This window comes from Methyloceanibacter methanicus, from assembly GCF_001723285.1.
GTDB classification, from domain to species: domain Bacteria; phylum Pseudomonadota; class Alphaproteobacteria; order Rhizobiales; family Methyloligellaceae; genus Methyloceanibacter; species Methyloceanibacter methanicus.
This window is the reverse complement of record NZ_LPWG01000010.1, coordinates 148,837-169,652: the sequence shown is the minus strand read 5'-3', so window position 1 is coordinate 169,652 and position 20,816 is coordinate 148,837. Positions and strand designations below refer to the sequence as shown.

Genomic DNA, 20,816 nt, shown 5'->3' with positions numbered 1-20,816 from the left:
GTCAGGTCCGCCGGCGAGGCCAGTTCGAAATCGAAGCCAACGGCTTTGTTGCGCCAGTTGAACTGGCGCGCCCCGTCAGAGGCGCCGAGGCCTCAGGCAGGGTGAGTGCGGCATTGATGCGATCGAACCGTCTTGGTATGGCGCGGCGCGTGCTGTGAATAAGGACCGTGCCGTCCGCGATCTGGAAGTCCCGGATGGCCAGTGCCCGTGGCGCGGCGGAATCGGACGCCTGGGAGACCGGCGCCGGGGGCGCAGCGGACGCCGATGGCATCCCACTCTCTTCGCCGGACAGCGCGGCTTGCGGCGCATCGTCTGCGTGCAGGGCAAGTACCGGCTGCTCCAGCACGATGCGATCAATCGTGGCGCCGCCGGTCAGGAGGCCGAAGAGCCCGATGTCGATTTCGAGTTTCGGAATCGAAAGAGCCGCCGCACCTTCGCCGGTGTTGGGCTCGGTGACGACGGCATCGGTGATTTCGATATGAGGGGACGGCCGGAAGGAAAGTCGCGTGGCGCCCTTGACCGTCAGATCGCGCCCGGTCTGCGCCTTGAGCCAGGCGGCGGTGCGTGCTTCGACCCAGGACGACGGTGCGAAAATATTCGCGCCCAGGAGCGCCACGGCACAGGCGGCGAGGACCCCGCCGCTCGATCTTCAAATGCACGTCCCCAATATCCGTGTCGGGTGGCTCTGGGGGCACCGCGCCCTCGAGTTCGACCCCGCGAGGCCGCATCGGAGCGGGCACAAGCGGCCGTGAAACAGGCACAAGTGCGCGCGACGCCGCCGCGTGTTGTCAGAAGAGTAGCGCTGCATTGATCCCCCGGACGAGCCGCACGACTTAGCCCGACAAATGCGGTGAGAATTGGAACGTTGCGCCGGGCGCCGTCCCAATGGTGTCGCGTCCGGTTGTATCAGCCGGACTTACCCGCCTAGCGCACCAGAATCGCGTGATTGTCCCAGTGATAACGCGTGGCCTGGCGCGGTCCGAGGCCTCCTGCACCGCCGGATGCGAGCCAGCCCTCGCCACTGGTGAGCAAGAATGTCGCACCCTGATGGGTTGGCGCGAGTCCGCAGCCGTCGCGCGCGTCGCAGGCGCCGAGAAACCGGCGCGCCGACACGTCCCAATAGGTGACCACCCCGCCCCGGGGCGCCGAGGCGCCCACGACGGAGCCATCGGAATCGGCCGTCACGGACCCGATGTAGTTCTTGAGGGTCGTTTGCGTTTCGTCGGGCGCGGGTACGAGGCTCGGGTTTTCCCCACGCCGATGGAACCCGATCAACGGCGGAAGGTCGTCTCCGGGGCCCCGGTACTGACATCCGAACACGACCGTGTCCCGCGCGGCGACGGCCAGATGCCGGATCGACAGACGGCGCAGATCGTTCGAGAGCCCGTGCGCCTCCAAAAGGTCGCCGGTCCGGATATCCACGTAGGTGAGGGACGGCTCCATGTCCGCGAGGTTCAGTTCCTCGCGCCTGCGATCTGGATGGGTGCGAATGCCGCCATTGGCGATGACCATCGTGCGCCCATCGGACAGAAGCGCGAGATCGTGCGGGCCGATGCCATGGCTCGGAAGCTCGCCAATCTGACGATAGCCCGCGTCTGCATCGCGCACGCCGATGACGCCGCGTCCGCCTTCATAGTCGTTCTCGGTGGTGTAGAGCACCCGCCCGTCGGTGGAGAAGACGCCATGACCGTAAAAGTGCCGCCCAGCTTGCGCGGAGAACCAGACCGGCTCTCGCGCGTCCATCGGCACGGCCACGCCGAAACGGCCGGGACGGCGCGCGAAGGCCACCCATTCGGACCCGCCCGGACGCAAGGCGACGTCATGGCCGCGTGCCGGCAGAAGGACCTCGCGGATATCGCCGCGTTCGAGATCGAACAGCGCCGCCGAGTAGTTGCCGAAGTCGTCTTTGCGCGCGGCGGCGAAGCGCTCCGGCAACGGCGCGGCCGCGATATGCGCCGGGACCGTCAGCGCAAAGGCCGATCCGCCGAGCCCCTTCAGCACGGTGCGCCTGTCAAGCTGCATCGCTAATCTCCATCGCCTGCATTGAAACCGAAACTGAGCCCCGCGCCCTCTGCGATCATGCCCGACGCGGTGCCGTTGGCGCTCTTCAGCGCAACGCGCAGCGCCATGAGCTTGTCGCGCTGCTCGGAGTTCGCGACCGCCTCGGCGATCGGCTCCTCTTCGCCGGACAGAATGCGGGCGCTGCGGTCGAGGTCGAAAAGAATGGAGTCCTCGACCCCCGGGGACTGGTCCGCAACGATTTCCGCGAAGCCGGCGTCCACAAAGAGCTTGCGCACGGATTGAAGATTGCCGGCCATGTTCTGGAAGGTCTGGCCACTGCGCCAAAACGCGGCCAGCCGCGGACGGGCGCGCTCGGCGGACTCTCCGAGCACGCGGCCGAGCTTCTGATCGCGGACCCGCTCGATGCCACCACTGAAAGCCTTGAAGAGCTCGAGCGTCACGTCTTGATGGGCGCGGTAGAGAGCCCCGTCCGGGTCCGGCTGAAGAAAGCTCTTGGTGAAGGGCGCGCCGGGGCCCCAGGCCGCCACAAGCTCCTGCGCGAGCTGGGCGATATTGCCGGCGACCGCCGCAGCGAAGGCGCATCGGAATTGGGCCGCGCCGCCCGGCTCGGAGAGTTCGTCCGCGCCCGTGCCGTAGAGAAGATATTCGAGTGCCGGCAAGCCCTGAAGCGCGACGCTCTTCCCGTCGAGCGTTTTGACACTCGTCACGGTTTCGTCCTGCTTGGACAGCGCTTGCCGCACCTGGCGCTGACCGAGTCCCTTCCGGTCCGGCCAGAAGAACAGGCGCTCGTAGCGATGTTCGCGGTTGACGGGGCCAAACTGAAAGATCTCGACGGCGCTCCATCCCTTGACCGCATCGACAAAGGCCGCGCGCGCTTCCGTCAGCGCCGCTTCGGACGGTTCGGCGCATAGCGCGCCGGTCTTGGCCGCCAGCGTCTTCGCTTCGCCCGCGAAGGCCTCGTAGCCCGGCCGAATGACTTTGGTGAGTGCGGCCTCCGCGATGGCGGCGTGATCGGCATCGGCCCTCGCCGCCGTCGCGGCGCTTCCGAGCGCAAGAAGCGCGAGACCGAGCGACAGCGTGAAACGGAGGCGATGGATCATGGCGGGTTCCGGGTTGAAGGCCCTAAAGCGAGTTCACAAACGCCAGTAGGCGCTCCCGGTCCTCCTTGTCCAGCGCGGCGAATGTGTCGCGCGCCTCTTGCGCTTCGCCGCCGTGCCAGAGAATGGCTTCCGTGAGGTTGCGGGCGCGGCCGTCGTGGAGAAACTGCGTGTGCCCGTTCACGGTCTCGGTCAGGCCGATCCCCCAAAGCGGCGGCGTGCGCCATTCCTGCCCGCCGGCCAGGCCGTCGGGGCGGTTGTCGGCGAGCCCCTCGCCCATGTCGTGCAGCAACATGTCCGTGTACGGCCAGATGAGCTGGTTGGACAGGTGCGGTTGCTTTGGCACCTCGCCGGTCAAGAGCTTGGGCCGATGACAGTCCGCGCAGCCGGTCTCGTAAAAGAGCGCCTTGCCATTCAGGATCTCCGGAGCGTCCGGGGTCCGGCGCCGCGGCACCGCGAGATTCTGCGTGTAGAACGTCATGAGGTCGAACAGCTCATCGCCCACCTCCACGTTCTGGTATTTGGGCGAGTTGCCGGACGGCGCATTGAAGCATTTCGTTTGCTTCTCGGTGCAGTCGCCTGCGCCGCTCGGATGCAGCGTGGTCGAAATGCCGATATCGCCCGAGAAGGCGGCTGCATTCTGTTCGGCCATCGTCGGCACGTTCGCCTTCCAGCCGAACCGACCGATCATTTCCTTGTCGTGAAGCGCCGACCAGATCCGGTTGGGCCTGCCGGAGATTCCGTCGCCGTCCTCATCGGCGGGGTCGGCATAGGCCATAATCTGCTCTTCCGGCACGGCCTCGAGTAGGCCGAGCCCGATCATGGGCGGCGCGATGCGCGGTCCCACCATGACGTCCGGGCTGATCGGACCGTAGTTCAACCCGGTCAGTTCGTAGCTCGGAGCGCGCAGCGATACCGTTTCGCCGTCCGCGAGTGAGACGTCGCTCTCTACATAGGTGATCTTGACCGCGCCCTCGGGCTCGTGCCCCTGGATCGACATGTCCTGCAATTGACCGCCATAGACGGGATCGGGCAGCACCGTCACCTTGCCGGAAGCCAGCAGCGCCCTGTCCGCGTCGGTCTTGGGCGGCACCGACAGGCGGAACAGGAGCGCGCCCGCCGGGCCGGGCGTCTGCGCTGCCGCCGGCGGCTGGCCGCGTCCGTCCTTCAGATGACAGTTCTGGCAGCCGCGCACATTGAACAGCGGTCCAAGCCCGTCCGATGCGTCGGTGGACGCGGGCGCGGAGACCCAGAGCCGCCGGAAAATGCTGTTGCCGATCTTGAAGTCGAGTTCCTTGCGGAACCCCATATTGCCGGAGGACTGCGAAAACGCGTTCACGTTGTCGGTCGCCCGGCGGGACGTGGCGTCGCCCCCGGGCAGATCCTCGCCGGGCTCGGCCCTCGAGAAGTCGGTCGCCGGGGCGAGGACCTCAGGCATGGCCGTCTCGCCGGCCGTGCCGCCCCGCGTGACCATTCCCGCCATCAGGGGCAGGCACGCCCCGAAAAGGAGGACACCGCCAAGCCAGGCTTTTGCCTGGCCTGACGGTGCTGTCTGGGTCGACTGACTTTGACTTACGTTTGAACCTGTGTGGACCACGCGGCCAGTCTAGAACGCGAACGTGCTGCGCGCACCGATAACCGTGGCGTTGTCGGCTTCGACGCCGCCGTCGGGGTTCATGATGTACTGGAAGTCAGGCTGGAGCGTCCAACCGTCGACGACTTCCATGGTGTAGGCGATTTCGATCAAGCTTCGTAGCCCTCGCCGGCAGGATCGCCGTTGGACACGTTGAAAGCCTGCGCCCGATCGGAAATGCTCGTATAGGCGTAGCCGATCGCAAGCGCATCGTCCGGACGGCCGGGGATCATGCCCGTAAGCGTCAGGCCCACGTCGAAGTAGAAATCGACATAGTTGCGATCGTCCGGCGCACCTGCAAACCGGGTGAAGAAGCCGAGGCCCTGCCCCTCTTCGGTCCCCGGCGCATGCCACAGGAGCTGGTCCAGGATCACATAGAGCGCATAATCGTTGTCGAGCGGCTTGCCGTTATTGCCGGAAATCGCGATCGGGTTCCCGCCAGCATCGACATAGAGATGCTCGAAGTCTCCGAAGTGGTTCCAACCGCCGATCTTGATCGTACCGGGGAGTTCTCCGCCGCCAAGCGTATAGCTGTAGGCGCCTTCCGCCATCAGGAGCGAATGGTCCCGGAGACCGAAATCCAGGCCGTCGGGATTACACTCTTGTGGATCGTCGGCCGCGCAATCCGGCGCCGGATTGCGTTGTAGATACCGATCATCAGGCTTGTCTGCTCCGTCGGCGTCACGGCGACGCGCACGCCGGGCGTAGCCAGCGGGTAGGCGGGGCCACCGCCGGGATTGTTTTCAGCCGCGATCGGCGCCCATCCCCACGTGCCGTTGATGAAGTATCCGCCGCCGTCGGCCGCGAAGAACTCTTCGTCCGCCGCGAGCTGACCGACCTTGACCGAGACCGTGTCGTTGAACAGGAACTGCTCGAACCAGATCTCGAACAGGCGCGTCGCGTCGTTCGCCTCGAAGCTGGTGACCGGCATCAGGGCGCCGATATTGGCGCCCGTGATCGAGTTGCCGTGAATCTGGAAGCCGTTGGCGTGGAAGCAAAGCCCGTCCCAAAGACCGAGCCGCTTCATGTCCGCGTTCACATAGAGCTCGAGGACGCCCTGATATTCGCCGCCCTCGTCGATGCCGCCCCAATTGTAGAACGGCTCGGCCACGTAAGCGCCGCCGACATCGATGCCGACTTGGTTCAGCGCAGCGTAGGTCCCGCCCGTGACGCGATCGGTGAGCGCCATACGCCCGTTGGCTTCCACGAACGGATCGAGACGCTCGACCGGCACTTCGCAATTGGCGCTCGCAGCGGCCGGAAGCGCGACCAGCGCCGCGATGCCCATGAGGGCGGCGCGCAGACCTCTTGCCAGATTTGAGGACGAGTGGGCGCGCACTGCGCCCGTTGACTTGAACGTGTCGGACATTCTTCCCTCCGAAGCCGAGTGACCAAAAAATCGCGTCAGCGCCTTCGGAGCGTTCCTTTGGAAGGTCCCGACAATGCCCGAACACCCCCGTTCGCGCATCAGCCCTGTCACGGTCGACGGCAGGTCTCCTGGCTTGCGGGTCGTTGCTTTCCGCCTGACCTTCCCGGTTGCCCAGTGGTCTTGCTCGGCGGAGCGCTCACCGCTCACAGTTGCGGGGGCAGCCACGGCTTCGGCGCCTTCGCGGCACACACCGTGTTCCCTTTTCATCCTCTCAGACAGAGTCTTCGAGGAACCTTCGACTCCGGCACGTTGGCGTCTCGCGAAGGTCTTGTCAATTGAGGCTGCCGCGGCCGTACGCTCTATGCTGTCTTGCGTTGCAGATGCGCAACGCCTTTTGTCCTGTGTCATCTGCTCAGCCCCCCAAGGCTTTGTTTTAGCTTCGTTCGCCGTCCTGGTCGTTACAGGTATTGTTTCGAAGTGATATGTTATAACGTCTTCTCGCCGGTATTCCAGTGGCACGTTGTCTCTGCCTATTCAGCGCCCACCTTTTCCGGCGCATCGAGGCTGTCCGATCCCTCGAATTCGATGGCCTTCAGATCAAGCGTGGCGACGGCCCGCTCGATGGCTTTGGTCTGAGCCAGCAGAGCATCCACGACGTCCTGGACGACCTTGTTCCCCTCGTCGTTCCCTTCGCCGATCATCTGGTCGTAGGATTCGGTGGTCAGGGCGCGCAGATACAGCGCGTTCATCGCGTCCATGGTCGCATCGAGCGTCGCCAGGACTTCCGCGTCCACGTTCGGGTCCTTGGCCTTGACCAAGTCCGACACGCTCGGGCCGGAGACAACGGATCCGTCGGCGCGGCGATAGCGTCCCGTGTAGACGTTGTGGATCCCAAGCGCGTCGAAGAAGTGCGCGGCGTGGGTGTTGTCGGAGAAGCAGTCGTGCTCCTCTTCGGGGTCGTGCACCATCAGGCCGAGCTTGATGCGCTCACCGGCCAGTTCGCCGTAAGAGAGGCTGCCGAGGCCGGTCATGATGACGGTGAGGCCACCCTCGTCGCCCGCATCCATGACGGCCTTGCGCGCTTCACCGTCCGCCTTCCACTGGTCGGACATCCACTGAAGATCGTCGATCAGCAACTCGGTCACGGTGCTCAGATATTCGGCCCGGCGCTCGCAATTGCCATTGGTACAGTTCTTCACGTCGAAGTCGGTGGCAGGACGCTCCCCGGCGCCGGCATCGGTGCCGTTCAGGTCCTGGCCCCAGAGCAGGAACTCGACCGCGTGGTAGCCCGTCGCGACGTTGGCTTCGACGCCGCCCGCTTCCTGCAACGTGTCCGCAAGGCAGTTCCTTGGTGATCTTGGAGGTGTCGATCGTCTTGCCGCCGAGCGACAGCGAGACGTTCTTGATGCGTCCGCCACGTACAGCTCGTTCTCGGGCGATTCGTCGCCATAGACCTCGGCCACGTAGTCGATCAGACCTTCGTCGAGCGGCCAGGCATTCACCTTGCCCTCCCAGTCATCGACAATCGGATTGCCGAAACGGTAGGCCTCGGTCTGCATGTAGGGCATGCGCGCGGCGATCCACGCGGCACGCGCCGCGCGCAAATTCGGCTCGGTCGGGCTGGATAGGAATGCGTTGATCGCCAGCTGCATCGTCTTGGCGGTCTCGAGTGAATCCGCGTAACCGGCCTGCGCGATGTCGGCGTAATTCTTCAGGACGTCCTTGGGGCCATCGGCCAGGGCCGGCGAAAGGCCGAACCCGCAGACCAGGACAGCCGCTGGAACCATCGTCTTTAGTCCTCGGAACATCGAACTCCCTCTCAAATTGTCAGGACTCGCAGGTCCCGTCCTATCCTTAATGCCCATTTTTAATAGCTACAGCCTATGGTGAAAAGCCAAAGATGCGGCGGCCCACAGGCCGGGGCCAAGGGCCGCCGCAAGGCTGAGATGAGGAAGCATTTCGGCGCGGCCGGAAACACTTCAGACACCCGGGCTGGGCGGCCGAATGTCTTGCCAGAAGCCTAGGACGCCCCCTATCATGAATGAAGTGAACAGTTTTCAAGATAATAGTTGAACGTTATGCATCTTAAGGAAGTCGACGCCAATCTGCTCGTCACGCTCGACGCTCTGCTGGTCGACGCCAGCGTCACGCGGGCGGCCGAACGGCTTGGGCGCAGCGCCTCCGCGATCAGCCATGCCTTGGCCAAATTGCGGGAATTGTTCGACGATGAACTCTTCGTGCGTGCCGGACAGCGGCTTGTGCCCACCGCCAGGGCCCTGGAGCTTGCGCCCACGGTCCACGTGATCCTGGCGGGTATGGAGAGCCTGCTGCGGCCAAATAAGCCGTTCGACCCGTCGCTCACGATGCGCGGCTTTGCCGCAGCGTCGAGCGAAGCGGGCGAACTGATCCTCATCGAGCCCTTGCGCAAGCGCCTGCACGAGGCGGCCCCGAGCGTTCGGGTGGACTGGACGCCCTCTCATGCGGAGTCGACGATCGACGACCTCCGGAACGCCCGTTGCCACTTCGTGATCGACATCGCGGGCGAGAGCGCCGAGCGCCCGACGTCCGCGCGGCCAAGCTCTTCGACGATACGCTCGCGACCCTGGCGCGGCCCGGTCACCCGTATCTCAAGCGGGAGCCCGGCACCGCGGCGTTCGCCGCCGCCGAGCACGTCTCCGTGTACTCCCTCCCCGGCGTCGGTGCGCTCGCGGGCGGTTCGGGGCGAACCGGCCGGCCCGTGCGCCAGACATCTCAGGTGTCCTCCACGCTTGTCGGCGTCCTCGCCACGCTGAACAGCGATGCCCTGCTCACCCTCCCCGCCTCGCTTGCCGGGATCCTGGAACGCCAGTTCGGGCTCGCCCGGATTTCACAGCCGCTTGAACCCGCGACCTTCCCGGTTCGTCTGCTGTGGCATACGAGCTACGACCGGGACGAGTGCCATCAGTGGCTGCGCCGCGAGTTTGCCGGGATCGCCAGCGAGTTCACCGTCTAGGCGACCCGACGGGCCCGGCTTGCCGAGCACGTCCCGCCGGCCGGCAGAGGACCTACAGGGCGCCCGCGGAAGCCCATTTGTTTCCGTCATGATGCTCCGCTACCATGCGGCCGTCGCCCGCTCGCCGCCGAGGGCCGGGCGCTTGGAGGACACCCATGGTTGCGTGGTTCCGCACCGGCCTTGCCGCCGTGCTTTTTGCCTGCGTTTCCTTTTCCGCTTTCGCCGCCGACAAGACCTATCAGGACGACGCGCTGGACGAGGCGGCCATTACCCTCGCCGCCGATCTCAAGAACGAGTCCGGCACCATCGATCGGCCGGTCCCGATGCTGAAGGAGCAGGCCGCGAAGGAATTACGCCAGCGCCAGCTCGGCAATGCCGCGTTTCTCTACGGGCAAATCGTTACCGCGGCGCCCAACGACGCCACGGCCTGGCGGCGCCTGGCGGACATCTGGCTCGCGATTCCTCCGGACGAAAACGACGATGGCAGCACGCGCTTCCAGAATGCGCGTGCGGCCGCCTACCTCGCCTACCGCCGCGCGACGACGCCGCGGGACGAGGCTGCCGCCCTCGGCTCTTTGGCGAGCGCGTTCGCGAAAGGCAGCGAATGGCGCCCCGCGCTGAACGCATTGTGGCTTGCCACCATGCTCGATGACGATCCGGGCCTTGCGGCGACCTACGCCCAACTGCGGGAGAAATACGGGTTTCGCGTCGCCGATTTCAGCGTGGATTCCGACGCCGCCTCGCCGCGGGCCTGTTTCCAGTTCACCGAACCGTTACTCGCCCGCGCGGACTATGCGCCCTACGTGTCCGTTGCCGGCGAGGACAAGCCCGCGCTGTCACTCGACGACAAGCAGCTCTGCGTTGACGGGCTCGCGCATGGACAGTCCTATGACGTGACTTTGCGCGAAGGACTGCCCTCGGCCGTCCACGAAGACCTGGTGAAGGATGCGCCCTTCACCATCTATGTGCGGGATCGCACCCCGTCGGTCCGGCTCGCGGGCAAAGCGTATGTCTTGCCGAGCACCGGCCAGCAGGGCATTCCGCTCCTGTCGGTCAACACGGGCGCGCTCGACGTCACGCTCTACCGCATCGGCGACCGCAACCTGCTCGGCACCGTGACGGGCTACGACTTCCAGCGCAACCTGTACAAGTACAGTCTTGAGAACATCGCCGACGAGAGCGGCGAAGAGGTTTGGGCCGGCACGCTTCAGGTCAAGAAGGAGCTCAACAAAGAGGTCACGACCGCCTTCCCGATCAGCGAGGCCGTGCCGCGGCTGGCCCCCGGCATCTATATCCTCGCCGCGAACCCCGCCGACGTTCCCGGCGACGATTACGGCGAGCGCGCGACACAGTGGTTCGTCGTCTCCGATTTCGGTCTCACGGCCTATTCCGGTTCGGACGGCATTCATGCCTGCGTCAACTCGCTGGCCACCACGGACCCGATCGCCGCCGCCGAAGTCCGGCTGATCGCCCGCAACAACGAGATCCTGGGCACGGCCAAGACCGACGCGAACGGCGCCGTCACCTTCGCCGCCGGCCTTGCCCGCGGGAAGGGCGGACTTGCGCCCGCGCTCCTGGTCACCACGGGCGCGGACGGCGACTATGCCTTCCTCAGCCTGAAGACGCCCGCCTTCGACCTGACCGACCGGGGCGTGGCGGGCCGGGCCGCGCCGAAAGGGATCGACGCCTTCGTCTTCACCGAACGCGGCGTCTACCGGACCGGCGAGACGGCGTACATCACCGCGCTCTTGCGCAACGCGGCCGGCGTTGCCGTCCCGAACCTTGCGGCAACGCTCATCGTGGACCGGCCCGACGGCATCGAATACCGGCGCATCGTCGCCCGCGACGAGGGCGATGGCGGCCTTTCCGCCGCGTTGCCGCTGATTGCGTCGGCGCAGACGGGCACCTATCGCGTCAAGGTCTATTCGGATCCCAAAGCGGCGCCGATCGGCGAAACGAGTTTCCTGGTCGAGGACTACGTGCCCGAGCGGCTCGAATTCGACATCTCGACCGCCGCCAAGAGTCTGTCGCCGGCGTCCCCGGCCAAGATCTCGCTTGCGGGCCGGTTCCTCTATGGCGCGCCCGCGTCTGGGCTCCCCCTCGACGGCGAGGTGAACCTCACGGCGACGAGCGCCCGCCCCGGTTACGCGGGCTATACGTTCGGCACCGCCAGTAAAGGCGCGAGCGACGATTTCACGGCCGAAACGCTGCCGCTCGCGGACCTGCCCCAGACGGACGCGGAAGGCCGGGCCACGTTCGATGTCGGACTTGGGACCTTGCCGGCGTCGTCGCGTCCCTTGAAGGCCAAGGTCGTGGTTCGGCTGGCCGAGCCCGGCGGCCGCGCGGTCGAACACGATCTGACGCTGCCGATCACGCCCAAGGCGGACATGATCGGCGTGAAGCCGTTGTTCAAGGGCGCGTCCCTGAGCGACAACGACATCGCCCGGTTCGACGTGGTGACGGTCGCCCCCGACGGTGCGCAAGTCGCGCGCCCGGGCCTGAAGTGGCAGCTCCTGCGCATCGAGTCGAAATATCAGTGGTACCGGCAATATGGCAGCTGGAACTACGAGCCCATCAAGGTCACACGCCGCGTCGCCGACGGCGTGATCGACGCGAACGCGGACGCGCCCGCATCCATCCAGGTGCCGGTGACCTGGGGCCGTTACAGGCTCGAAGTCGAAAGCCCCGACCCGCTCGGGCCTGTCACCACCTACGGCTTCGACTCCGGCTGGTACGGGGAGGCGGACGCCGATACGCCCGACCGGCTCGAGATCGCGCTGGACAAGCCCGGCTACGCGGCAGGCGACACCATGAACGTGGCCGTGACCGCGCGGAGCGCCGGCACGGTGACCCTCTCGGTGATCGGCGACAGGCTGCTGACGCAGACCACGACCCCCGTCGAACCCGGCCTGACGAGCATCCCGCTGACCGTGGGCACGGGGTGGGGCACCGGCGCTATGTGCTCGCCACGCTGCGGCGCCCGCTCGACGCCGAAGCCAAGCGCATGCCCGGCCGGGCCATCGGCGCGCAATGGTTCAGCATCGACAAGGCGCAGAACACGATTGAAGTCGCGATGGACGTGCCCGCCCTGATCCGGCCCAACACCAAGCTGCGCGTTCCGGTGAAGCTGGCCAATCTCGCGCCGGGCGAGCAGGCGCAGCTTGTGGTCTCCGCGGTCGATGTGGGCATTCTCAATCTCACCGGCTACGAGCCGCCGGACCCGGACGCGTTCTATCTCGGTCAGCGCAAGCTCGCAGCCGAGGTGCGCGACCTTTATGGCCAACTGATCGACGGCATGCAGGGCGCGCGCGGACAGATCCGGACCGGTGGCGACGCCAGCGCCGGAACGCTCCAGGGGAGCCCGCCTTCGGGGCCGCCGCTCGCGCTTTATTCCGGCATCGTTACAGTGGACGAGGACGGCGCCGCGGAAATCGAATTTGACGTCCCTGCCTTCACGGGCACCGCACGGGTGATGGCGGTCGCCTGGAACAAGACGCAAGTGGGACACGGCACGGGCGACGTCGTCGTGCGCGATCCCGTCGTGGTCACGACCACGCTGCCCCGCTTCTTGGCCATGGGCGATCGCTCGACGCTCCGCCTCGACCTCGACAATGTGGAAGGCGCGAGCGGGGACTACACAATCGCGCTGGCCGCGACGGGCCCGATCGCCTTGCCGGAAACGGAGCGCGTTCTGGGGATCGATGCCAAGACGCGCAACGCGGCGGCGTTCCCGATCGCGGCACAGGGCGTGGGCGAGCGCGCGTCGACGTCACGGTAACGGGGCCGGAGAGTTTCGAAGTCGCGCGGCGCTATACGATCGCGGTGAAGCCGGCCGCGCAGATCCTGGCGCGCCGCACGGTGACGCCCCTTGCGCCGGGCCAGAGCCTCAAGCTCACGAACGACGTGTTCGCCGATCTCGTTCCCGGAACGGGCGGTCTTGCGCTTTCGGTCACGCCGACCGCAGCGCTCGACGTGACAGGCCGGCTGGCGGCCCTCGACCGCTATCCGCTGGGCTGCACGGAACAGATCGTCAGCCGCGCGCTCCCGCTCCTCTATCTCAGCGAGCTTGAGGCGGAACCTGCGAAACCTGCCGATATCGGCAAGCGCATCGACACGGCCATTGAAACCGTTCTCGCCCGGCAGGGCTATGAAGGCGGCTTCGGCCTGTGGTCGCCGGGCGGCGGCGATGCATGGCTTGATTCCTATGTCACTGACTTCCTGACGCGCGCCCGTGCCCAAGGCCACGCGGTCCCCGAGGAGCGCTTCAAGCTCGCCGTGAACCGCTTGCGGAACTATGTGAGCACGGCGCCGGATGTCTCGAATGACGGCGGCCTCGCGTTGTCCTACGCGCTCTACGTCCTGGCACGGAACGGGGCCGCGCCGGTCGGCGATCTGCGCTACGTGGCCGACGTCAAGATGGGCGCGCTCGGCTCGCCGGCCGCACAGGCCGAGATCGGCGCGGCGCTGGCGATGCTCGGCGACCGGGTGCGCGCGGAGAAGGCATTCCGCGTTGCCGCCAACGCGCTTCCGAACGAGACGGTCACGAAGACCGGCCGCGTCGACTTCGGATCGCGTCTGCGCGACGCCGCGACGGTGGTGACGCTTGCGGCGGAGGGCAAGGCGGCGGAGCCGATCCTCGTCAGCGCGACGCAGCAGATCGGCGTGGCGCGCGATCGGGTGACCTACACGTCGACGCAGGAAGATGCCTGGCTGATCCTCGCCGCGCGTGCGCTCGGCAGTCAGGGGGTCGACCTCGAAGTCGCGACGGGAAGCGCCGCACCGGTGCCGCAGAGCGGCCCGCTCTACCGGCAATTCGGCGAGGAGGACCTGGGCATCGCCCCCGTCTCGGTGACCAATCGCGGCGACGTGCCCGTCGATGCGGTGATCTCCGTCTCCGGCGCGCCGACCTCGCCGGAACCTGCGGCCGAGAGCGGCTTCGTCCTGGAGCGGACGTTCCACACGCTCGACGGCCAAACCGTCGACATTGCCAACGCCAAGCAAAACGAGCGCTACGTGGTGGTGCTGAGCGTCACGGAAGCGCAGCCCCAATTCGCACGGGTGGCGCTGACCGATTACGTGCCGGCCGGGTTCGAGATCGACAATCCGAAGCTGGTCTCGTCGGCAGACACGGGCGGCCTGCCCTGGATCACCAACGCGGCGCGGCCGGTCCACACCGCGTTCCGCGACGACCGCTTCGTGGCCGCCTTCGACCGCAACGCCAAAAGCCCCGTGGTCTATCGCGTCGCCTATATCGTGCGCGCGGTCTCGCCCGGCACTTACGTGCTTCCGCAGGCGCGGGTCGAAGACATGTACCGGCCCGACCGCTTCGGGCGGACGGGGACTGGCGCGGTCACGGTGTCGGCGCGCTGATGGTGGAGCAGCCGCGACAGAAGGTGGGGCGCCGTCTGACCTATGCGGCGGTCGCGGCGATGTGGTGCGCTGCCATCGCCGCGGGCGCCCTTGTTGGGCTCGCCGACACGTTCGGTCCGCCGCCGCTCGGCAAGAATCTCACCTATTCCAAGACGGTGATCGGCAGCGACGGCGAACTCCTGCGGGCCTATCTCGCGCCGGACGGGCGCTGGCGCTTGCCCGCCTCGCGGAGCGATGTGGACCCGCGCTTCCTCGAAGCCCTGCTCGCCTATGAGGACAAGCGCTTCTACGACCATTCCGGCGTCGACCCGCTCGCCATGGTGCGGGCCGCGTATCAGCTCCTGACCCGGGGCGAGATCGTCTCGGGCGGCTCGACGATCTCCATGCAGGTCGCGCGCCTCCTGGAGCCGCGCCGCAAGCGCTCGCTCTACGCGAAATACCGGCAGATGGTGCGGGCAGTGCAGCTCGAGCGGGCCCTGAGCAAGAAGGAGATTCTCGCGCTCTATCTCACGCTCGCGCCTTATGGCGGAAACCTGGAAGGCATCCGCGCAGCCTCCTTCGCCTATTTCGGCAAGGAACCGCGGCGGCTCACCCTGGGCGAGACGGCGCTTCTCGTCGCCTTGCCGCAATCGCCCGAATATCGCCGGCCGGATCGCCATCCGGAACGGGCCCGCGCGGCGCGAAACCGCGTCCTCGATCGCATCTCGGGCGATGGGATCTTCAGCGCAGACGAACTCGAGGCGGCCAAGGCCGAGCCGGTGCCCACCGCGCGCAAGCCGATGCCGCTCGGGGCCCCGCACGCCGCCGACGACGCCAAGGCGGCGTTCGCCGATGAATCGATCATTAAGCTGACGATCCGGGCACGGCTCCAGCGCCGGCTCGAGCGGCTGGCCCGCGACCGTGCATTGGCGCTCGGCGATGCGATGTCCGTGGCGATTGTGGTGGTGGAGCACGAGAGCGGGCGGATTCTCGCGCGCGTTGGCACGCCCGACTATTTCGATGCGGATCGCGCGGGCCAAGTGGATCTGACCCGGGCCGTGCGTTCTCCCGGCTCGACCTTGAAGCCGTTCATCTATGGGCTCGGCTTCGAAGACGGGCTGGTCCATCCGCAATCCCTGATCGAGGACCGGCCCATCCGGTTCGGCGACTACGCGCCGGAGAATTTCGACCAGACCTTCCAGGGGACCGTCACGGTGCGCCGCGCGCTGCAACTCTCGCTCAACGTGCCGGCCGTTTCGCTGCTCGACGCGGTCGGCCCCAGCCGCCTTCTGGCACGTCTCGGCGAAGCGGGCGCGAGGCTCAAACTGCCCGCGCACGAGACCGCGGGGCTTGCGCTCGGGCTCGGCGGCATCGGCGTGACCCTCACCGATATCACGGCGCTCTATGCGGGCCTTGCGCGGCAGGGGACGGTCGCGCCGCTCTACGAGCGGGAGGCCGATCCAAGATGGCCCGCGCGGCGCCTGATGGAACCGGTCGCGGCCTGGTACGTGGGCGACATCCTGCGCGATGCCCCGCCCCCGCCCAACGCGCTCGGCGGCCGGATCGCCTTCAAGACGGGAACGAGCTACGGCTATCGCGATGCCTGGGCGGTGGGCTTCGACGGGCGATACACGGTCGGGATCTGGACGGGACGCCCGGACGGCGCGCCCGTTCCGGGCCTCTTGGGCCGCACCGCCGCGGCGCCGATCCTGTTCGACGTGTTCGCGCGGTTGACGGAACAGCCGAGGCCCCTTCGCCCCGCGCCCGAAGGCGTCCTGACCGCGCGGACCGCCCAACTGCCGCCGCCGCTCCGCCGCTTTGGCGGAGGCCATGCGGCGAGGGCGGCACGCGCGACCGATTTGCGCATCGTGTTTCCGCCCAACGGAGCCGCACTCGCGCTTCAGTCGGGCGGGGCGGAGATCGATCCCATTGCCATCAAGGTCGCCGGCGGCACCGCGCCGCTCAACGTCCTGGTCGATGGCATGCCGCTGCAATCGGTGCGGGGCGCCGGAACGGTGTTCTTCTCTCCGCAAGGCCCGGGCTTCGTGCAACTCACCGTGACCGACGCGCTCGGCGCGGCGGACAGTGTCACCGTCCGGCTCCAGCCCTGAGCCTGGGTTCGCGCTTGGGACCCCGTTCACGCTTGGCGCCCCGAACCCCTTGACGAAATTGGGGGGCTTGCGCACAACAGCGCATGACCCAGAGCCGCAAAAAGCTCCACATCAAGACCTTCGGCTGCCAGATGAATGCGTACGATTCCGAGCGCATGGCCGAAGCGCTCGCGCCTGCCGGTTACGAGACGACCGAGGCGATGGACGATGCGGATCTCGTGATCCTCAACACCTGCCACATCCGCGAGAAGGCCGCCGAGAAAGTCTATTCGGAGCTCGGCCGTGTGCGCCTGAACAAGCAAGCTCGTAAGGCACAAGGGCGCGGCACCATGGTCGCGGTGGCCGGATGCGTGGCGCAGGCCGAGGGTGAGGAGATCATCGCCCGCGCGCCCGTGGTCGACATCGTCGTCGGCCCGCAAAGCCTGCACCGGCTCGCGGACCTCGTCGCCAAAGCCGAGACCGGGGAACGCTCGGTGGAGACCGCGTTCCCGGCCGACGACAAGTTCGCCGCGCTGCCCAAGCGTGCGACCGGCAAGCGCCAAGTCTCCGCCTTCGTGACGGTGCAGGAGGGCTGCGACAAGTTCTGCACCTTCTGCGTCGTGCCGTATACGCGCGGCGCCGAATATTCGCGGCCCGTTTCGGAGATCGTCGCCGAGGTGGAACGGCTGGCGGCAAGCGGCGTGCGCGAGGTGACGCTGCTGGGCCAGAACGTCAACGCCTATCACGGCGACGGCGAGGACGGCGCCACATGGTCGCTGGCCCGCCTCCTCCAGCGGCTCGCCGCGATTCCCGACATCGCCCGCATGCGCTTCACCACCAGCCATCCGCGCGACATGGACGACGACCTCATCGCCCTGTTCGGGGACGAGGAAAAGCTGATGCCCTATCTCCACCTGCCCTATCAGGCGGGCTCGGACCGCATCCTGGCCGCCATGAACCGCAAGCACACGGCCGAAGAGTATGAGCGCCTGATCGAACGGATCCGCGCGGCCCGCCCGGACATCGCGCTCTCGACGGACATCATCGTCGGCTTTCCGGGCGAGACCGATGCCGATTTCGAGGCCACGCTGGACGTCGCCAAGCGTGTGGGCTTCGCCCAGGCGTTTTCCTTCAAATACAGCGCGCGGCCCGGCACGCCCGGCGCCGCGTTGGACGATCAGGTCCCGGAGGCCCTCAAGAAGGAACGGCTCGCTGTTCTTCAAGCACAGCTCGAGGAGAGCCGGCGCTGCTTCGACCGTGCGACAGTCGGCCGCCGCATTCCGGTGCTTTTCGAGGGCAAAGGGCGGAAACCGGGGCAGGTCGCCGGGCGTTCTCCCTACCTTCAGGCTGTCTATGTGGAAGGACCGGAAACGTTGATAGGTCGCATCGCCGAGGTTGACATCTCGGCCGCAGGGCCGAACAGTCTTACCGGTGTCATGAACGCGGGATTTGAATGGCGCGCACCGATTCGAGCAGCCGTTTGAGTTGCAACGCAGTCTTCGGAAAGCACTTTTGACGCGCGGGCGAGTAGCAACGGCAAAGCGCCTGGATACGGCGCAAGCAAACGGCGGGGATGAGCCCCTGGTCGTCTATTTTGACGATATGGCCCTCGTGCGCGACCTCCTTGGCCATTACGACGAAAACTTGGCCGTTCTCGAGGAGCGGCTCGGGATCGAGGCCGTGGTCAACGGCAACGCGGTCGCCCTGCGCGGGACGGCCGAGGCTGCGGCGCCGCCAAGGCCATCCTGGAACATCTCTACGACCGGCTGGCCCAAGGCGAGACCATCGGCGCTGGCGACGTGGCGGGCGCGGTTCGTCACGCCGCCGCTGCCAACGTGGCCGAGAGCGGCGTGCGCGGACCCGACGGGCCGCAGATCAAGGCGCAGCAGATCAAGACCCGCAAGCGTGTCATCACCGCGCGCACGCCCGCGCAAAGCGCCTATCTCGAGAGCCTCCACACCAACGATCTCGTCTTCGCCACGGGACCCGCCGGCACGGGCAAGACCTATCTCGCCGTGGCCTTCGCCGCGGCGGCGCTCGAGAGCGGCCTTTGCGACCGCCTGATCCTGTCGCGGCCCGCGGTTGAAGCCGGCGAGCGCCTGGGCTTCCTGCCCGGCGACATGCGGGAGAAGGTCGATCCTTATTTGCGCCCGCTTTATGATGCCCTGTACGACACGCTTGGCTCCGAACGGGTCGAACGCGGGCTTGAGACGGGCATGATCGAAATCGCACCGCTCGCGTTCATGCGCGGACGAACGCTGTCCAACGCCATGGTCATTCTCGACGAAGCGCAAAACTGCACGGCGGTTCAACTGAAGATGTTTCTCACGCGGCTCGGCGACGGCAGCAAGATGATCGTGACCGGCGATCCGACCCAGGTGGACCTTCCCAAGGGCCAGGATTCCGGACTGTTCCAAGCGATCGAGATTCTGCGCGGCATCGACGAGATCGGCCATATCGCCTTCGCCAACACCGATGTGGTGCGCCGTGAACTGGTCGGCCGCATTGTCGAGGCCTACGATGCCGCCGGCCTCTCCAATCGCACGGATGCAAAGCCCCAAAGGGATCCTCCCCTTGTGGAGCCTCCCCTTGCGGAGCGAACGACCGATGCTCCCGGCGCCGGGGAAGACGCATGAGCGACGACGGCCCTAGACCGAGTCCCGGGAACGTTCCTGCCGGCACGGCGCTGGACATTGACGTCGTGCGCCATGACGGCGCGTGGGCCGAACGCGGCATCGGCGATGCCATGGTGGAGCTTGCGGCCCATGCCGCACTTGCCGTGGCACCGCCGCTCAAGGATGCGCGCTACGAGCTGACCATCGTGCTGACGGACGACGCGGAGATTGGCCAGCTCAACCGCACTTGGCGAGGCAAGGACCAGCCGACCAACGTTCTTTCGTTTCCGGCGGGCGACATTCCCCACGGCGCTGAGGGCGCCGAGAACGCCGTCCATGGCGGGTGTGTGCCGCTCGGCGATGTCGTGATCGCGTTCGAGACGACGGAAGCGGAAGCGGCCGAGAAGGCCATCACGCTCCCCGACCACGTTTCGCATTTGGTGGTACACGGAACGCTGCACTTGCTCGGATTCGACCATCTCGACGACGCGGAGGCCGAGCAGATGGAAGGCTTGGAACGGCAGGCCCTGGCCTCTTTGGGTATTTCCGATCCTTACGCGGATGACGACGATCCCGCCGCAGATCGCGGAACGGACGGAAAAGCGGGCCTCGCGGAGATCGTATAATGAGCAACCCCGCGCCAGAGCGCGAAACCGAAATCGAATCGGCACGAGCCGCCGAAGACGAGTCTACATGGTTCGATCGGCTGCTGCAGACCTTCGGGCTGAGTGACGAACCCGACTTGCGCACGTTGATCGAAAGCGCGCTGCTCACGAGCAAGAGCGACGCGCTGGACCCGCAGGAACGCAGCATGATGCGGCGTATCCTGCGCTTCGGCACGTTGACCGTGGAAGACGTCATGGTCCCGCGCGCGGACATCGTCGCCGTGGACGACAGCGTGAGCATCGAGGACCTCTTGCGCGTGTTCCGCAAGTCCGAACACAGCCGCGTTCCGGTGTATCGGGAAACGTTGGACGACCCGCGCGGCATGATTCACATCCGCGATCTCATGTCGTGGATCACGGAGGAAGCGAACGGCGGCGACGAGAGCGGCATCGACCTCGGCAAGGTCGACCTCGCGCGCTCGGCCGGCTCGATCGCGATCGCGCGCGAACTGATCTACGTGCCGCCGTCCATGTCGGTGCTCGACCTTCTGCTCAAGATGCAGACCGCGCAGCTTCATCTGGCGCTCGTGGTCGATGAATATGGCGGCACGGACGGCCTCGTCTCGATCGAAGATCTGGTGGAGGAGATCGTGGGCGACATCGCCGACGAACACGACGTCGAGGACGAGCCCATGCTGGAGAAGGACTCGGTGCTTGGACTCGTCGCCGATGCCCGGCTCCCCATCGAAGAGCTGGAGGATTATCTCGGGGTCGACCTCGTAACCGAGGAGCAGGAAGAAGACATCGATACCCTTGGCGGTGTGGTCTATGCGCTCGCGGGGCGGATTCCGGCCCGTGGCGAACTCGTGGGGCACCCCAGCGGCATTGAGTTCGAGGTGCTGGACGCCGATCCGCGCCGGATCAAGCGCCTGCGGATCCATCTGCCGAAAGAGCACGCGGGGGCCGGCGGCAAGAGCAGCGGCAAGACCAGCGGCAAGACCACCGGCAAGAGCAGTTCGACGCGAAAAGCGTCTTGAGGCGCGC

13 protein-coding genes, 3 pseudogenes and 1 riboswitch are annotated in these 20,816 nt (G+C 66.7%); of the genes and pseudogenes, 8 read left to right on the top strand and 8 right to left on the bottom strand.

Annotated elements, in window-relative coordinates; genetic code table 11:
* Nucleotide 1: 1 nt before the first annotated feature.
* From AUC68_RS05770 to AUC68_RS05740, 8 genes are all read right to left on the bottom strand, one after another.
* On the bottom strand, nt 2–616 hold the full coding sequence (locus tag AUC68_RS05770) for an AsmA family protein (protein ID WP_069436753.1): 615 nt from the start codon (nt 614–616) through the stop codon (nt 2–4).
* Nucleotides 617–924: 308 nt separating this feature from the next.
* Nucleotides 925–2,022, bottom strand: coding sequence for a DUF1513 domain-containing protein (locus tag AUC68_RS05765; protein WP_069436752.1), 1,098 nt, complete (start codon nt 2,020–2,022; stop codon nt 925–927).
* Between the two features lie 2 nt (nt 2,023–2,024).
* The gene (locus tag AUC68_RS05760) at nt 2,025–3,122 is read right to left on the bottom strand and encodes an imelysin family protein (protein ID WP_069436751.1); all 1,098 of its coding nucleotides are present in this window, start codon (nt 3,120–3,122) and stop codon (nt 2,025–2,027) included.
* Nucleotides 3,123–3,144: 22 nt separating this feature from the next.
* A complete protein-coding gene (locus tag AUC68_RS05755) occupies nt 3,145–4,602 on the bottom strand; it encodes a di-heme oxidoreductase family protein (protein WP_069436750.1) in 1,458 nt (485 codons plus the stop codon).
* A 123-nt stretch (nt 4,603–4,725) separates the two neighbouring features.
* On the bottom strand, nt 4,726–4,866 hold the full coding sequence (locus AUC68_RS18120) for a carbohydrate porin (RefSeq protein ID WP_083240462.1): 141 nt from the start codon (nt 4,864–4,866) through the stop codon (nt 4,726–4,728).
* Nucleotides 4,863–5,306 (bottom strand): carbohydrate porin, encoded by a 444-nt coding sequence (locus tag AUC68_RS18115; protein WP_342027465.1) that lies wholly within the window; start codon nt 5,304–5,306, stop codon nt 4,863–4,865. The genes AUC68_RS18120 and AUC68_RS18115 overlap by 4 nt, the downstream gene beginning before the upstream one ends.
* On the bottom strand, nt 5,303–6,121 hold the full coding sequence (locus AUC68_RS18110) for a carbohydrate porin (RefSeq protein WP_069436748.1): 819 nt from the start codon (nt 6,119–6,121) through the stop codon (nt 5,303–5,305). Before AUC68_RS18110 ends, AUC68_RS18115 begins: the two co-directional genes overlap by 4 nt.
* Nucleotides 6,122–6,222: 101 nt before the next feature.
* Nucleotides 6,223–6,433, bottom strand: a riboswitch (cobalamin riboswitch).
* Nucleotides 6,434–6,651: 218 nt separating this feature from the next.
* Nucleotides 6,652–7,908: an imelysin family protein gene (locus AUC68_RS05740; protein WP_069436747.1), complete on the bottom strand. Its 1,257-nt coding sequence runs from the start codon at nt 7,906–7,908 to the stop codon at nt 6,652–6,654.
* Between the two features lie 291 nt (nt 7,909–8,199).
* On the opposite strand from AUC68_RS05740, the pseudogene AUC68_RS17585 reads away from it, so the two are divergent.
* The 8 genes and pseudogenes from AUC68_RS17585 to AUC68_RS05695 form a co-directional block, all read left to right on the top strand.
* Nucleotides 8,200–8,337, top strand: a pseudogene (locus AUC68_RS17585) (LysR family transcriptional regulator); the annotation flags it as partial.
* A gap of 299 nt (nt 8,338–8,636) precedes the next feature.
* Nucleotides 8,637–9,113, top strand: a complete 477-nt coding sequence (locus AUC68_RS17580; protein ID WP_244500435.1) for a type 2 periplasmic-binding domain-containing protein — start codon at nt 8,637–8,639, stop codon at nt 9,111–9,113.
* A gap of 155 nt (nt 9,114–9,268) precedes the next feature.
* A pseudogene (locus AUC68_RS05725) lies at nt 9,269–14,483 on the top strand (alpha-2-macroglobulin family protein).
* A complete protein-coding gene (gene pbpC, locus AUC68_RS05720; RefSeq protein WP_069436744.1) occupies nt 14,483–16,573 on the top strand; it encodes a penicillin-binding protein 1C in 2,091 nt (696 codons plus the stop codon). Before AUC68_RS05725 ends, pbpC begins: the two are co-directional and overlap by 1 nt.
* Before the next feature lie 83 nt (nt 16,574–16,656).
* The gene (miaB, locus tag AUC68_RS05715) at nt 16,657–18,036 is read left to right on the top strand and encodes a tRNA (N6-isopentenyl adenosine(37)-C2)-methylthiotransferase MiaB (protein ID WP_069436743.1); all 1,380 of its coding nucleotides are present in this window, start codon (nt 16,657–16,659) and stop codon (nt 18,034–18,036) included.
* A 118-nt stretch (nt 18,037–18,154) separates the two neighbouring features.
* A pseudogene (locus tag AUC68_RS05705) lies at nt 18,155–19,188 on the top strand (PhoH family protein).
* Entirely contained in the window at nt 19,185–19,793 is a 609-nt protein-coding gene (gene ybeY / locus AUC68_RS05700) for an rRNA maturation RNase YbeY (protein ID WP_069436740.1), read from the top strand. Before AUC68_RS05705 ends, ybeY begins: the two are co-directional and overlap by 4 nt.
* Nucleotides 19,793–20,809, top strand: coding sequence for a hemolysin family protein (locus AUC68_RS05695; protein ID WP_069436739.1), 1,017 nt, complete (start codon nt 19,793–19,795; stop codon nt 20,807–20,809). Before ybeY ends, AUC68_RS05695 begins: the two co-directional genes overlap by 1 nt.
* The last annotated feature ends 7 nt before the right edge of the window (nt 20,810–20,816 follow it).